Origin of the sequence: Bradyrhizobium sp. ISRA464 (genome assembly GCF_029910095.1) — a bacterium.
In the GTDB taxonomy this organism is placed as follows: Bacteria; Pseudomonadota; Alphaproteobacteria; order Rhizobiales; family Xanthobacteraceae; genus Bradyrhizobium.
The window spans coordinates 4097851-4111906 of sequence record NZ_CP094526.1 but is presented as its reverse complement, the minus strand read 5'-3'; the positions used below and the strand labels follow the sequence as shown (position 1 = coordinate 4111906).

Below are 14056 nucleotides of genomic sequence, written 5' to 3'. Positions count from 1 at the left end.
TCGGACAGATCGTGTCGCGAGAACGAGGAGGTATGGCTTACGTCATTGCGAGCGAAGCGAAGCAATCCATGCCTCCGCTTGCTGCAATATGGATTGCTTCCGCCTTCGCCGAGGCTTCGGCGGACAAGTCGTCGCTATCGCTCCTCGCAATGACCGGGTGAGAGCCATGTCAAACGCATCTCTCTCACTTCCCCTTCGCCGCCTTCTCCTTCAGCTTGATCTCGCGGTAGCGCGCGGCGCCGCCTTCGCGGATGGTCTGCTGGCTGCGCTCCACGGCCAGCGCGTCGTCCGGCACGTCCTTGGTGATGACCGAGCCCGAGCCGATATAGGCGCCCTTGCCGATCTTGACCGGCGCCACCAGCGACGAGTTGGTGCCGACGAAGGCGCCCTCGCCGATCAACGTCTTGTGCTTGAGGAAGCCGTCATAGTTGCAGGTGATGGTGCCGGCGCCGAGGTTGGAATTGGCGCCGACATGGGCATCGCCGACATAGGAGAGATGGTTGACCTTGACGCCGGCCTCGAGCGTCGCCGCCTTGGTCTCGACGAAATTGCCGATCCGCACGCCGTCGCCGAGCGAGGTGCCGGGCCGGATCCGCGCATAGGGACCGACCGAGACCTTCTTGCCGATGCTCGCCTCGACGATGTGGGAGAAGGAATGGATCACCGCGCCGTCGGCGATCGACACGCCGGGGCCGATCACCACGAACGGCTCGATCGTGACGTCCTTGCCGAACGTGGTGTCGGCAGCGAGATAGACGGTCTCGGGCGCGATCATCGTCACGCCGGCGTCGAGCGCCTGCTTGCGCAGCCGCGCCTGCATCACGGCCTCGGCCTCGGCGAGCTGCGCCTTGGTGTTGATGCCGCGCACTTCGTCTTCGCTGGTTTCGATCACGACGGCCTCCAGTCCCAGTTCCCTGACGATGCCGACGGCATCGGTCAGATAAAATTCGCCCTTGGCGTTAGCATTGCCGATCTTCTCGATGATCGCGAGCGCGCGGCTGCCGTCGAACGCCATCACGCCGGCATTGCACAGCGTGATCTTGCGTTCCTCGGCGCTGGCGTCGGCCTGCTCGCGGATCGCAACCAGCTTGCCGTTCTCGACCACGAGCCGGCCATAGCCGGTCGGATCGGCGGCACGGAAGCCGAGCACCGCCAGCGCCGCGCCCCGCTGCAGCGGCGCGCGCAAGCGCGCAAATGTCTCGGCCGAGATCAATGGCGTGTCGCCGAATGCGACCAGGAGGTCGTCGGCGCCGCGGACCAGCGCCTCGCGCGCGGCGAGCACCGCATGCGCGGTACCGAGCCGCTCGCGCTGGATGAAGGTCTGTGCGTCGGGCCGCACGCGGTGCACCTCGTCGGCGACGGCCTGGTGGTCCGGCCCGATCACGACGGCGAGCGAGGCCCCCTCGCCCGCAGCGGCGGCGTCAAGCACATGCGACAGCAGCGACTGGCCGGCCACGGGATGCAGCACCTTGGGCAGCGACGAGCGCATGCGCGTCCCCTCGCCGGCCGCAAGCACCACCGTCAGGCTCGATCGCGCAGTCATTCCGTATCCTCAGTGTCGCGCGCACTCGTCTGCGCCGGGCCGTCTTTAATTGTTTTCCCGCAGGGAGGAAACCGTTTCGCCTCCGTGCGCGTCCGGATTCAAGTTCCCCGGCCATTTCCTGTTAATCTTTACCCTGTGATTCGGCGGGCCTTGAGGAGGGCCGAACGGGCTTTGGCCAAAGATCCCGACAAGCTGGCGGCGGAGTTGCAGACTGACGACGGTCTGCTGGGTAGCGTTCTGGCCGAGGAGAACGAGTTCGATCGCGGCATGCTGTGGCGGCTCGGGTCGTGGGGTTTTGCCGCGGTCGGCGCGGTCACAGTCGCCGTGATGGCCAACCAGTCGTCGCTGATGCTCAAGCGCGACCAGCTTGCCGCCGCCGACCTCGCCCGCCAGGCGCAACAACTGCAGACGCTGACCAAGGAGAGCCACAACGAGACCCGGCGGCTCGCCCTGGCGATCGACACGCTCAACAGCGACCGCGACCGGCTCTATTCGCGCGTGACCACGCTTGAGCAGAGCCTGGATTCCGTCACCGGCGCCATCGCAAAGCAGGCCCAGATGCCCGTCGGGGCGACGTCGAACCCGGCGACGGCACCCGCCGCACCGGCCCAAGCCAATCCGCCGCCGACGCCGCCTGTTGCGGCGGCCCCCGCTGTGGCGCCGATCGCAACCGCCCCAGCCGACAGGCCGGCGGCTGCGGAGAAAGCGGCCGTGCCGGCCGAGAAGCCGTCGGCCGCGGCGGAGAAGCCAGTCGCCGCCGTTAAGCCGCAGGCCGTCTCTGAAAAGCCGCCAGCGCCGATTTTGGACAATGTCTCGGCGGTGGCTGCGTCCGCCGCGCCGGCTGCCGGCCCGCTCGTCGCGGTGGTGCCGGCTGGTGCCGATGACGGAAAACCCTCGAGGCCAAAGCCCGCCGAACCGCAGGTCGCCGACACGTCGATCATCGGACCACCGGCTCCCGCCTCCAGCATGCCGGTCGAACCGGCCAAGGGGGTGACGGCGGCGCCGATGCCCGACATCGCGACCGCGGCCCGGGCGAGCGATGCGGCGGCGGACGACGCCGGCGCCCCCCCGAAGGCGCAGATCCAACGCACCGAGTTCGGCGTCGATCTCGGCACAGCGAATTCGGTCAACGGCCTGCGTGCGCTATGGCACGGTCTCCTGAAGTCCAAGGAGAACGCGCCGCTCGCCACGTTGCGACCGATCATCGTCATCAAGGAAAGCGCCAACGGGCTCGGCATGCAGCTCCATTTGGTCGCCGGACCGCTGAACGATGCCGGCACCGCCGCCAGGATCTGCGCCGAGCTGAGCCTGAGCCACCGGGCCTGCGAGACCGCGATCTATGACGGCCAGCGGCTATCGCTCAAACCCGATGACACGCCGCCGGCAGGCAGGCCGGTCCACCGCCGCGTGGCCCCGAAACACGTCGCCGTGCCGCCGCCCCCGCCACCGCCGGTTGCCGAGGAAAAGAAGCCGGAGCCGACGTTCTCCTCGATCTTCCGGCGCAACAGCCAATGATCATGCCAAGCAAGGCATTGCGGCCGGATTTTCACCTGATTTCACTGCTCTAGCCGGGCCTTGTCCCGCCCTCCGTTCCCGACCATATTGCCGCGATGACAAAACCTCCGTTCCGCCTCTCCCCCTACCAGGTCCAGTTCCTGATGGTCGTGGGCTTCCTGACCGTCGGCTACGCGCTTTACCTGCGCTACCTGGCGATTGAATTCTCGACCGTTGCGCTCGCCTGCGATGCCGGCCTGCAAACGATGATCTGCAAGGCTCGCGCACTTTCGACGGTGCTGTTCAAGCACTGGGTGTTCGGGATCACCGCGCTCGTGATCGCGGTGCTGAACCTGATACGGCCGTCCATCGTGCTGCTGACCGGCGGGTTGATCGCCGCCGGCCTTGGGATCGTGCTTTACAACGTCGCGCTGTCGGGCATCGCGATCGGACTATTTATCCTGGGTTTTGCGCGGCCCGCGCCCGCCACAGCGTAGCGGCGAGCAAAAGGTACATCGCGCAGGTCCAGTCGGACTGCCAGTTGATCGTGCCCTCGTTGTAGAGCGTGTAGGCCGCAGCGATCGCGAGCAGGCCGGCAAACACCGATTCCGCGATCGGACGGGTACCCTCCTTCGGGCGGTTGAACAGGGTCAGCAGCGCGAACGGCACCACCGCCATGGTCAGCGAGGCATAGGGGAAATCGCGATAGCGGGGGTCGAAGGTGAAGCCGAGCGCAGTCTCGGTGGCGATGACAGTGGTCCCGGCCAGCACGATCGCGAGCAGCGCCGCGAGCGCGCCCTTGCCGCGGTAGTCGCGCGGCCCGAGCAATTCGAGGAAGGTCGGCAGCGGGCGGCCGGCGACCAGCGCATGCGCGGTCAGCAGCGGCGCGGCAATCCCGGCCGCCAGCAACGCGCCCCATATCAGCCAGCCACCGGCGCCATAGCTCTCATAGGTCATCTTGTCGACGCCGATCCCAAGCAGCGTGCCCGCGGTCGTCGCGGAGACACCGACCGCGAGCCAGGCCGAAGGCCGCGGCGTCCACGGCCGGCGCCGCAGCGTCAGCCACGCCGCAAGGAAGGTGAAGACGCTCAGCACCATGCCGCAGGCCATGTGCAGCTTCCACGCGGGATAGTTGCTGATCGCGACACCAGGCGGATACTTCACCTGCCGGTGCACGGAATCGAACAGGCCCCAATAGCCGCCGACGGTACCCTCGAGCTTGCGCTTCCAGGGCTGGTCATAGGCCTCGATCAGGTTGACGCGAAAACCCTCGCGCTTGGCGAGGTCCAGGATCTCGGAAACCACGCGCGCCTGGTTGGTGCGCGACGGCAGTGCGCCTTCCCGCATCCGCCCGGCGCTCGGCCAGCCGGTCTCGCCGATCAGGATCTCCTTGCCCGGGAACGCCACCGCCATCCGCTTGCGGATGTCGTCGACATGGGCGGCGGCGAACTTAGCCTTGACCGGCATGTCCTCCCAATACGGCAGGATGTGAATGGTGACGAAATCGACCGCGTCATAGATCTCGCGGTTCTTCAACCAGTATTCCCAGACGTCGGCATAGGTGACGGGAACGTTGGCCTGTGCCTTGACGGCGCGGATGTTGGCGGCGAGATCGGCGGTGGTCATCTCGCCGCGCAGGAGCACCTCGTTGCCGACGATCAGCGAGGTGATCACGTCTGGATATTGCTTGGCGAGCCGCACCGCGATCGCGATCTGCTGCAGGTTCTTGAAGCGGTTGCTGCCGAGCCAGATGCCCTGCATCACCTTGAGGCCAGCCTTGGCCGCGATGCCCGGCACCTGATCGAGACCGTTCTCGATCGAATAGGTGCGGACGCAATCGGTGACCTTGGCGAGCTCGGTCAGGTCTTGCTCAATCTGCTCGGCCGGAATCTGCGTCGACGGATCCAGCGGCGTCTGGGCACCGCGGAACGGCGTGTAGGACACGCATTGCAGCTTAGCGTTGGGATCGATCGGCGCGCGCACAAGCGTGATCGGTGTGGCAAGCCACCACCACACGGCTGCGATGACCGACAGTGAAATTAGGAGAAGCGCCAGCGGCGTACGAAGCGAAATCGGTTCCATCCTCCGGGGGACCGTCGAATTAGCCGGTCACAGCCCATCTGCCAAGAGCGGGAATCGGTCAATACCATGGTTGTCCTGCGACAGTTTTGCGCTGCTGCGATAAAGTTGTGACTTTGCTGGACAAAAATTGAAATTCCGGTCATCAGACTGCAGCAGAGTCTTCCGCCGCACTGGAGACCTATTTGGACGGCATCACGCGAGCCGTTAGGGTGTCCCGCAGGGTGGGAACATATCGGGGAATGCATGCGTCGACGGCTGCTTGAGTTGAAGAACACGGGTTTGCGCCACCTTGCCGTAACGGGCCTTGCGCTTCTAATGGGGGCCGGCGGCGCTTTCGCCCAGAGCGGCACGCCCAATCCGCCGGATCAGGCCAAGCAACAGTCCGGAAATCCGGCCGACGCCAACGCAAATGCCGCGAAGGAAAATAATCAGCGCAAGACCGACGAGTTCATCGAGGCCCAGCAGGCCATCAACGGCCCGGCCGGCAACCCGGAATGCGTCTGGCTCGGGCGCCGGGTCGTCCGCTTGATGTGGCTTGACGATCTCGACACCGCCTTCCGCCATCTTGATCTTTACGACCGGTTCGGCTGCCCCGGCGGACACGTCCAGGCGGCCTTCCGTTGCCTGACCCGGTTCGGCGCCCAGATCGACGATAAGGTGCCGCGCAGCCTCGACGGCCGGATCCACGCCTGCTGGGTCAACCCGGGCGCACAGCCGCAGCCAGCGGCAGCGGCCTCACCCAGCCCGGCGCCGTCGACCGCCGGCAATGCTTCGCCCCCGCCGGCGGCATCGCCCTCGCCTGCGCCGACGCCGTCGGCCTCACCGACGCCTGCGAAATAGCCGCGTCGAGCAAACCCGTTTCGGCCGACTTTATTTGCGTCCGGAACGGCTTACGCCCTTAAAACGCCATCGCGGCATACCAGTTGTTAAATCGGGTGGCGGAGATATCTTTGTCTCCACCACCGTGCCGGTCGAACCTAGGGGACGGGTTCGCTTAGTCCTCAATCTCAGGCCCCGTATGGTTTAACCGCGATGCGCGCCGTCGTCGCCGTCCTGTTGCTTGTCACCGCCGCTCACGCCGCATTGTGGGGCCTGTTCCAGGAGAAACAGTCGGCGCCGGATTTCCGCGGCACGCTGCCGAGCCTCTCCTATGCACCGTTCGAACCGGGCCACACCGTCGTTGACCTTGCGGCCGACACCGAGAAGGTGCGTGCGGACCTGAAGAAGTTGTCCGCCTTGACGCGGGCAGTCCGCCTCTATTCGTCGACCGAAGGCAATGAACTCGTGCCGCCGATCGCCGCCGAGTTTGGCATGAAGGTCACGGTCGGCGCCTGGGTCGACAAGGACGCCAACCGCAACAATCGCGAGATCGAGGCCGCGATCAACCTTGCCAAGCGGAACAGCAACGTCATCGGCATCGTGGTCGGCAACGAAACCGTGTTCCGTGGCGAGCAGATCCCGCTCGAGAATCTTGGTTCGGTCCCCGAGATCGGTATCTCGCCCGAGGAGTCCGAACGGATCCTCCGCGAGGAAGCCCAGCGGATTCGGGACGCGGAGGCGCAGCCCGAAGACAAGCGCGCTGAGGCATCGAAATGGGCGGTCGCGGAGAACAACGTCCATCGGCTGATCAAGCTGATTCAGCGCGTCAAGAAATCGGTCAGCGTTCCCGTGACGACCGGCGAAATCTGGAACATCTGGCGCGACCATCCCCAGCTCGCCAACTCCGCCGACTTCATCGCGGCGCACGTGCTGCCCTACTGGGAAAACTTCACCGACAAGCAGGCGGTGGATCAGGCGGTCGACCGCTTCAACCTGTTGCGCGACCTGTTCCCCGGCAAGCGCATCATGATCGCCGAATTCGGCTGGCCGAGTCAGGGCTACAATTTGCGCAACGCCGAGCCGGGCCCGTTCGAACAGGCCTCGGTGCTGCGGAACTTCGTCACCCGCGCCGATGCCATCGGCATGGACTACAACATCGTCGAAGCGATCGATCAGCCCTGGAAGTTCTTCGAAGGCGGCGTCGGGCCTTACTGGGGCATTCTCAACGCAGACCGCGAGGCGAAGTTCGCCTGGACCGGTCCGATCACGAATCTGAACTACTGGAAGATCGCTGCGGTCGCCGTGCTCGTCGGGCTGTTCATGTCGTTGCCGATCCTGCGGCTGGATTCACCGACCGTGATGCAGACGCTGCTGCTGTCGGCCGCGGCCAACGGCGTCGGAGCGTGGGTTGCGACGGTGTTCTCCTACTGGACCACGCACTATTTCGTCTGGGGCTCCGCCTTTGCGCTCAGCCTCGGCCTGGTCTTGCTCGTTCCGCTGGTGCTGATCGCGATGGCGCGGATCGAGGAGATCGCGGCCGTGGCGTTCGGTCACGGCCCGCGTCGCCTGATCGGCAAGAGCGCATCGCTTGCGCCGGCCACGATCGGCGAGAACGTGTCGTTCCCGAAGGTCTCGATCCACATCCCCGCCTATTACGAACCGGTCGAGATGCTGAAGCAGACGCTCGATGCGGTGTCGCGGCTCGACTACCCGAATTTCGAATGCATCTGCATCATCAACAACACGCCTGATCCGGAGTTCTGGCGGCCGATCCAGGATCATTGCAGGCTTCTGGGCGAGCGCTTCAAGTTCATCAACGCCGAGAAGGTGCAAGGCTTCAAGGCCGGCGCGCTGCGCATCGCGATGGACCGTACCGCGGCGGACGCCGAGATCATCGGCATCATCGATGCCGACTATGTCGTGCATCCGGACTGGCTGAAGGATCTGGTGCCGGCCTTTGCCGACCCGCGCGTCGGCCTCGTGCAGGCGCCGCAGGAGCATCGCGACGGCGATCGCTCGCTGATGCACTACATCATGAACGGCGAATATGCCGGCTTCTTCGACATCGGCATGGTCCAGCGCAACGAGTTCAACGCCATCATCGTGCACGGCACGATGTGCCTGATCCGCCGCGCCGCGATGGACAAGGCCGGCGGCTGGTCCAGCGATACGATCTGCGAGGACACCGATCTCGGGCTGACGATCCAGCAGCAGGGCTGGCTCACGCACTACACCAATGTGCGCTACGGCGAAGGCCTCCTCCCCGACACCTACGAGGCATTCAAGAAGCAGCGTCACCGGTGGGCCTATGGCGGCTTCCAGATCGTCAAGAAGCACTGGCGGCGCTTCCTGCCCGGTGCCAGCCGCCTGACACCCGATCAGCGCCGCGAGTTCTCGCTGGGCTGGCTCAATTGGCTGGGTGCCGAAAGCCTCGGCGTCGTGGTCGCGATTCTCAACCTGATCTGGGTGCCGATCGTTGCCTTTGCCGACATCGCAATTCCGGACAAGATCCTGACGCTGCCAATTATCGCCTCCTTCGTCGTCTCGCTGGTGCACTTCGTGGCGCTGTACCGGTTGCGGGTGAAGATCAAGGCTGGCCAGATGCTGGGGGCCATGATCGCGGCGATGAGCGTGCAGTGGACCGTGTCGCGCGCGGTGGCCCAGGGCCTGATCACCGAGCACCTCGCATTCGCACGCACCTCGAAGGGCGGCCTGTCGCGGATGTCGATCGAATTCCAGGCGTTCTGGGAAGCCGTGATCGGCGTTCTGCTCCTGATCGGCGCCGTCGTGCTGGTCGCCACCAACGGATACAAGCAGGTGCGTGAGATCTACATCTTCGCCGCCGTGCTGGTGCTGGAAAGCCTGCCGTTCCTGTCAGCGGTTGCCATCGCGATCCTGGAGAATTCGCGGATCAACGAGTTCTCGTTCTGGCGCAACAGCGCGATCCGCACGGCGGAACTAATCGGCCTGCGCCCGGTCAGCCTGCCTTCGGTTGCCGCCCCGTCCCAGCCGGTCGGCTCTGACATGCGCCGGGATAGCTGAACCGGAACCGCCGGAAAGCCGTGGACGAGCCACGGGCCGACTTCAAGAAGCGGTCGTAACCGCGGGTCCTGCAAAGGCAAATCCGGCGCATTCCGACCCACGATTGCGGCGCGCTCCGCTATTGACCCGATGAGCCCCGCCCCCTACACAGCGCGGGCTGGAGCATGATCCGGAGATGCGGGAAGCCGCCGACGTCCGGAGACGACGCTTTAGGTGAGTGAGCTCGTAGCTCAGGTGGTAGAGCACGTGACTTTTAATCATGGGGTCGAGGGTTCGAGTCCCTCCGAGCTCACCAAGCAAAATCAAATACTTGAGCCGCAAATTCCGACCGAACAATGCGGTGATGATCCAGCCATTGCACACACCGTCTGGAGAATTGGCCCGGATCTGCGCAGGGGCATACCTCGCGCTAGCGGTGGTCGCGAATATCATCGTCGCTTGGTGGAGCTAGGAGCGCCCGCGCCGATGGTGCTGCTCATTGGCGCTGCGACGGCCTTGATCGCCACGATCAACAGGTTCCGCGCGCGGCTAACATGGCGCGGTGATTCAATCGGCGGCGCCCAAGTTGGTATGCCTGACGATCGTGAGCGCATAGCGGCGCGCTATAAATATTTGACCATTAACAACTAGAAGGATTTTCGAAAATGATCGCCAAACCCCTTATCATCATCATTGCCGCTGTTGCCTTCGTTTACATTCAAGGCTGCACCCTGGGTCAGTAAAAAATCCATCCCCTCTTGGAGGTCACCCATGTGTCGACGGGCTTGCGACCCATGGTTGCGCTTAGTAGCTTGAGCGCTGGGGAGGCTTTTTGCTATGTTGGGCGGCTCTCGGACTATGAAGGATGAATTGCTCAAGGCGGAGCACACTGCGCTCGCGATGGCACACGTAGCCACCCCAGAGAGTCGAAAAATCCTAGAGACGATGGCGACGGATTTGAGAGCGCGGGCCGATGCGATCCCGGCTACGCCTTCGATCGGGATGAAACCGTTTCTGATCGGCATTACTGCACTCTTTGGAATTTATTTTGCCATGGCTTGGCAGCTCTCCCAGGCACCAATTCCTGCTATTCCGAAGGGCGAAGTAGTTGTTCAGCTCGTCCGACCGTTCTACAAGGAAGGTAACGCAGTCGTCGCTTCACCCGACACATCCAAACAAGTCGATGAATTCGGAGACGATCCTAAGAACATAGACGACCGGAGCTCGCCGCTCCTCGTCTACGAGGACGGCGTACCCCTCGGCCCTGCGCACAGCACTTTCGCCGACATCCACAACTTTGGCTCGGGCCGTTACGCCCACTGGAAAGGCCAAGGGATCGTCTTCTTCTCGAGCGACAACACCGATCCAAATACGAACAACCGCAGATATGTTGCCGTTATTCCGTAGCGGTCAACGTCCGGTAGTCCATTGCGTGCTCTTTTCGGTTGAAGTCCCGAGGTATGGGCAGAGCACCATATGCTTAGACGGCTAAAGCGATGGTCAGGAGCGGCTCCAGTTCTGGCGCTGCTCCTTTCCAGTGCATCGCTTTTTGTTTCAGGATGGTCACTTTATCTAGCCAACGACGCGTTGACGAAGCGGCCATGGCTGAGCCTGTCAGGCGGCGAACCTCTCGCATGCGCCGGGGAGCCGGAAAATGATGTGTCATCGGAAAATGAATTGTGGCAGCCCCGGGCACGAGCAGATAATACCAATCCTCAAATTGATCGACCGATGTAGGCCCAATCGCGGAGCGCGATTGACATGATCTTCCACGGCTGATCGATGAGAGTGTTCCAGGCGTAACAGCAGTGATCGACGATGTTGTCATAGGATTTGAAGACGCGGTTTGACAGCCAATTTTGGCGCATGAACTGCCAGATATTCTCCTGGCTGTTCAGCTCGGGCGAACGCGGCGGCAACGGCATCAGCGAGATGTTGTGCGGGATCTTCAGCTCCTTCGCTCCGTGCCACCCGGCCTGATCGAGGATGACGATGGCGTGGGCGCCAGGGCTGACCTTGCTTGCGATTTCGTTGAGATGAAGCTGCATGGCCTCGCTGTTGCAGAAGGGCAGAACCAGTGCCGCGCCGGTTCCGAGCTCCGGGCACACGGCACCGAACAGGTAGGTCGATTGCGTGCGCTGGTCGTGAGCGGCCCGCGGCCGCGATCCCTTTCTAGCCCAGCGATAGGTGAGCTTGTTCTTCTGCCCCACCCGCATCTCATCCTGAAACCACACCTCTACCGGCGTGTCCGGCGCAAGGCTGCTGCGGATTTCCTCCACGCGAGCGTGGAATTTTTTTTAAATGCCTCGATCGCCTCGGGATCCTGCTTGTACGCTCTCGGCCGCGCGCTGACGTGTGAGAAGCCGAGGTCCTTGAGGGCTCGATAGACCGTATCGTCTGACACCGAGATGCCGAACTCCTCATGCAGCCGCATGATCAGGTCACAGGCCCGCCAGCGCACCACGCCATGGATGGGCGGGGTCGGCCCTTCGTCCACGATCCGCGCCAGAAACGCCCGGTGCTCCGTGTTGAGCTTCGCCGGCGCGCCTGGCGCGGGAACATTGATCAGACCATCAGGCCCTTGCTCGTTGAATCGGATCACCCAGTCGCGAAGCGTCTGCCGGTCCATCCCGCCGACCTTGGCGGCCTCCGCCCGCGATGCGCCATCGAGCACCGCAGCGATCGCCAGAAGGCGCCGGACCTGATCGCTGTCCTTCGCCCGCCGCGCCAGCCGGCGCAGCTCAACCGCTGCAAAATCCGTTCGAACCGCAATCGGCTGGCCCATGGCAACTCCCTCCAGTTGCCATGTTGAATCATCGATCCTCTGATTTGGGAATGCCCGCCGTGAGTCAGCACCTCAGCGGATTGGTATAAGCCAATAACCTCCAGCAAAGCTGGAGGTTTGATTGGGAACCGCCAAAGGCGGTTTTAAGGGATGTTATATTAGGACGATTGCTTGGATTTTGGGGCAGCTGAAATCTTTAGCTCAAACTGATCCAGTTGCTGGTCGGCCATTTCCTGATTCTTGATGTAGGCCCGGATCATTTCCTCATCGCGGCCGACGGTCGTGACAAAATATCCGCGTGCCCAGAATTTGTGGCCCAGGAAATTTCGCATCTTCCGTTCGACGTTCTGCGCGATCCAGATCGAACTCTTCCCCTTCATATACCCGATGATCTGCGCCACCGAATATTTCGGAGGTATCGATATCAGCATGTGGACATGATCCGGCATCAGGTGACCTTCCTCGATCCGGCACTCCTTCCGTCGTGCCAGATCGTGAAATACCTGGCCCAGATGTCGCTTGATCTTCCCGAACAGCAGCTTCTTGCGGTACTTCGGCGTAAACACGACGTGGTACTTGCACTCCCAAGTCGCGTGATTAAGATGATTGTACTCTGCTTCCATCATGGTCTCCTTGAGGGTTCTTGGCGGTTCCCCAAGGAGACTCCATGACTTCATTCCCGCAGCTGTAGAACTGCCGGTTTTCGCCCCGCCATAGGCGGGGGCTTAGCAGGCTTGGTTAGCGGTTGTTTTGTTCTTTTTGTTCGCCTTTTTTGGACCAGTGCAGTCCTTTCCAGTGCATCGCTTTTTGTTTCAGGATGGTCACTTTATCTAGCCAACGACGCGTTGACGAAGCGGCCATGGCTGAGCCTGTCAGGCGGCGAACCTCTCGCATGCGCCGGGGAGCCGGAAAATGATGTGTCATCGGAAAATGAATTGTGGCAGCCCCGGGCACGAGCAGATAAGTTAGCGGTTGTTTTGTTCTTTTTGTTCGCCTTTTTTGGACCAGTGCAGTGCGAACGTTGCTTATCCTTCTGGGAATCTGGCTGCTGCTGAACGTCCTCTTTGTGGTCGTGATGGTGCCGCCGCGAAAGCCGCGACGGTCGAGACCGGCGGCGCAGGCCGGCAGAGACCTCGCGCCTGCACCGATCGACAAGACCGCCTATCCACTCGAGGATGACGAGAAGGTCTCGCTGCGCCACATCATCGTCTCGGTCGGGATGGGCGCATTTTTCGCGCTGTCTCCGTTTCTGCTCGAGGCGATCGAGGCCACGAAGCGCTTCTTCAAAAGAAGCCGCGAGTAAGGCGGCGCTGGTGTGGACGTATTCGACCAGATGAAGAAACGTGATTGGGCTTTTCTGGCAGCCTGCCTCGCAACCGCGTTGCTGTTCGGTATCTGGAGCGTCCAGATGGGCATCGCGCATCATCGTGTCCGACGCGACCCGACCGATCTCAGCAGTGCGAACAAGCGTGGTGGCGACGGCGCTTCCGTGACAGCCCCGGCATCGCCGAGGACTGGCGATGCCAACGCGCAGACGAGGCACGCGCGCTAAGGATCGGACGACACCCGGCTTGCGTTGCTCTCGGACGAATCTGCTTGCGCGCTGCCGGCATCGGTCGACGGAAAGACGCGTTCGTAGTTTGCGCGGGCCTCGCGTATCAACCGCGCTCGCTCGAGTTCCGACTTCGATATGAACCGGACGACGTCGCTCATGTGCTCTCCAATGCAGAATATCTGATCAATACGACCTGCGACGCGAACGTCATGTCAATCGGCACCGCGGCCACCGTCCGTCACCGCAGCCATTTCCGCTGCCATCCCGCAGGCTGTTATTGATTGCTCACGCTTCGCAGACATCCGGTTCAGCGGTACGTCCGCTGCGATGTCCGTGACTGGCCGAACGCAAAGCGCGGATTGTATCCGCAATAGGCATTCCGGCCCGACGCAGTTGCCTCGCACTGCGCGTAGGTCTGGAAGCCGCAGTAGCCCGGATATCCCTCCTGCTTGCCCTGGATGCACCAGGGATAGTCACGGGCCGCCGCGGGCGATGCAGAGCCGACGAGCGATCCGGTCCCGAGCGCCGCGAACGCCAGAATTGCCCAAATCGTCCTGCGCATGGTCCCATTCCTTCTTCCGTCAGCCTTGTCGCGTTGATGTAAGGTACGGACCTGGGATCCGCGAGGTTTCCAGCCACGGCCTCAACAAGCTGTGAGGACAGTTCGCGCCGCACGCGCGTCTGGATGACCGACTCTGAATTCGTGGATCCCTGATCGGCGAACGTCCCTGTTCTGGTCTGCCGGAACCCGCTCGGT

14 protein-coding genes and 1 tRNA gene are annotated in these 14056 nt (G+C 62.9%); 9 read left to right on the top strand and 6 right to left on the bottom strand.

Translation table 11 applies throughout. The annotated features are described in order from the left end of the window. Positions 1–184 precede the first annotated feature (184 nt). Positions 185–1543 carry a bifunctional UDP-N-acetylglucosamine diphosphorylase/glucosamine-1-phosphate N-acetyltransferase GlmU gene (gene glmU / locus MTX19_RS19390; RefSeq protein WP_280978862.1) on the bottom strand — a complete coding sequence of 453 codons (1359 nt, stop codon included), beginning with the start codon at positions 1541–1543 and terminating at the stop codon, positions 185–187. A 171-nt stretch (positions 1544–1714) separates the two neighbouring features. Here glmU and MTX19_RS19385 point away from each other — a divergent pair, with 171 nt between their 5' ends. Together MTX19_RS19385 and MTX19_RS19380 are read left to right on the top strand one after the other, a co-directional pair. Next, positions 1715–3058, top strand: coding sequence for a hypothetical protein (locus MTX19_RS19385; protein WP_280986109.1), 1344 nt, complete (start codon positions 1715–1717; stop codon positions 3056–3058). Positions 3059–3153: 95 nt separating this feature from the next. Beyond that, on the top strand, positions 3154–3534 hold the full coding sequence (locus tag MTX19_RS19380; RefSeq protein ID WP_280978859.1) for a hypothetical protein: 381 nt from the start codon (positions 3154–3156) through the stop codon (positions 3532–3534). On the opposite strand, the gene MTX19_RS19375 is transcribed toward MTX19_RS19380, so the two are convergent. After that, the gene (locus MTX19_RS19375) at positions 3494–5119 is read right to left on the bottom strand and encodes a beta-(1-6) glucans synthase (RefSeq protein ID WP_280978858.1); all 1626 of its coding nucleotides are present in this window, start codon (positions 5117–5119) and stop codon (positions 3494–3496) included. The two genes, MTX19_RS19380 and MTX19_RS19375, sit on opposite strands and share 41 nt — an antisense overlap. Before the next feature lie 243 nt (positions 5120–5362). Here MTX19_RS19375 and MTX19_RS19370 point away from each other — a divergent pair, with 243 nt between their 5' ends. The 5 genes from MTX19_RS19370 (at position 5363) to MTX19_RS19350 (ending at position 10366) form a co-directional block, all read left to right on the top strand. Further along, on the top strand, positions 5363–5959 hold the full coding sequence (locus MTX19_RS19370) for a beta-1-3, beta-1-6-glucan biosynthesis protein (RefSeq protein WP_280978857.1): 597 nt from the start codon (positions 5363–5365) through the stop codon (positions 5957–5959). Between the two features lie 192 nt (positions 5960–6151). Next, a complete protein-coding gene (locus tag MTX19_RS19365) occupies positions 6152–8980 on the top strand; it encodes a glycosyltransferase (protein WP_280978856.1) in 2829 nt (942 codons plus the stop codon). A 219-nt stretch (positions 8981–9199) separates the two neighbouring features. Continuing rightward, positions 9200–9275, top strand: a tRNA-Lys gene (locus MTX19_RS19360). A gap of 170 nt (positions 9276–9445) precedes the next feature. Continuing rightward, entirely contained in the window at positions 9446–9610 is a 165-nt protein-coding gene (locus tag MTX19_RS19355) for a hypothetical protein (RefSeq protein ID WP_280978855.1), read from the top strand. Positions 9611–9817: 207 nt separating this feature from the next. Then, on the top strand, positions 9818–10366 hold the full coding sequence (locus tag MTX19_RS19350; protein WP_280978854.1) for a hypothetical protein: 549 nt from the start codon (positions 9818–9820) through the stop codon (positions 10364–10366). A 308-nt stretch (positions 10367–10674) separates the two neighbouring features. Here the strand turns inward: MTX19_RS19350 and MTX19_RS19345 are convergent. The 3 genes from MTX19_RS19345 to MTX19_RS19335 form a co-directional block, all read right to left on the bottom strand. Continuing rightward, positions 10675–11744 (bottom strand): IS630 family transposase gene (locus tag MTX19_RS19345; protein WP_280985649.1). Its coding sequence is split into 2 segments (ribosomal slippage): positions 10675–11214 and positions 11217–11744, totalling 1068 coding nucleotides; the frame shifts between segments, so codons are not numbered across the junction. A 158-nt stretch (positions 11745–11902) separates the two neighbouring features. Beyond that, entirely contained in the window at positions 11903–12367 is a 465-nt protein-coding gene (gene tnpA / locus MTX19_RS19340) for an IS200/IS605 family transposase (protein WP_280984622.1), read from the bottom strand. A 115-nt stretch (positions 12368–12482) separates the two neighbouring features. Next, positions 12483–12668: a hypothetical protein gene (locus MTX19_RS19335; RefSeq protein WP_280978852.1), complete on the bottom strand. Its 186-nt coding sequence runs from the start codon at positions 12666–12668 to the stop codon at positions 12483–12485. A gap of 88 nt (positions 12669–12756) precedes the next feature. Between MTX19_RS19335 and MTX19_RS19330 the strand changes: the two genes are divergently transcribed. Both MTX19_RS19330 and MTX19_RS19325 read left to right on the top strand, forming a co-directional pair. Then, on the top strand, positions 12757–13047 hold the full coding sequence (locus MTX19_RS19330) for a hypothetical protein (RefSeq protein WP_280978851.1): 291 nt from the start codon (positions 12757–12759) through the stop codon (positions 13045–13047). 12 nt (positions 13048–13059) lie between these two features. Next, a complete protein-coding gene (locus MTX19_RS19325; RefSeq protein ID WP_280978850.1) occupies positions 13060–13296 on the top strand; it encodes a hypothetical protein in 237 nt (78 codons plus the stop codon). A 310-nt stretch (positions 13297–13606) separates the two neighbouring features. Here the strand turns inward: MTX19_RS19325 and MTX19_RS19320 are convergent, their stop codons facing one another. After that, positions 13607–13861: a DUF3551 domain-containing protein gene (locus MTX19_RS19320; RefSeq protein ID WP_280978849.1), complete on the bottom strand. Its 255-nt coding sequence runs from the start codon at positions 13859–13861 to the stop codon at positions 13607–13609. Between the last annotated feature and the right edge of the window lie 195 nt (positions 13862–14056).